Here is a 589-nt window from a genome sequence, read left to right on the forward strand (position 1 = left end):
TGCCGATACTCGTAAGAGCCAATTTCATTACGCTAGCCCAAGCATCATGGGAATGATCAAAGCCAAAGCCGGTCCAGTGACCTTATTGATCATGACCGTATGCGCCGTGATTTATGGTTTGCAGATGTTAGGCTTTGGAAATGGGGTATTTGCTCTGTTGCACTTTCCCGCGTTTGAAGGCCAGCAATGGCAATTGTGGCGTTGGGTGAGTCATGCATTGCTGCATTTCTCGGTAACACACATCATCTTTAACTTGTTGTGGTGGTGGCAACTTGGTGGCGATATTGAACGTCGACTTGGTTCTGGCAAGTTACTGCAAATCTTTGTGGTATCTGCGGCACTCTCTGGTGCTGGCCAGTTCTATGTTGAAGGTGCGAACTTCGGCGGGTTATCTGGTGTTGTGTACGCGCTACTCGGCTATTTGTGGGTTTTGGGTTACCGTTTACCTCATTTAGGTTTAACGCTGCCGAAATCCATCATTGGTTTTATGTTGGTGTGGTTGGTACTTGGTTTTGTGCAACCGTTTATGGCCATTGCCAATACGGCTCACTTAGCTGGCTTGTTGGCCGGGATGGCGATTGCGCTGTTC

General features: G+C 48.4%; 1 protein-coding gene. It reads left to right on the forward strand.

Annotated elements, in window-relative coordinates:
- Nucleotides 1–589 (forward strand): rhomboid family intramembrane serine protease GlpG (gene glpG / locus R7044_RS26765; protein WP_225456178.1); only part of this gene is annotated, 589 nt, incomplete at both ends.

It is taken from the genome of Vibrio sp. 1402 (genome assembly GCF_033340275.1).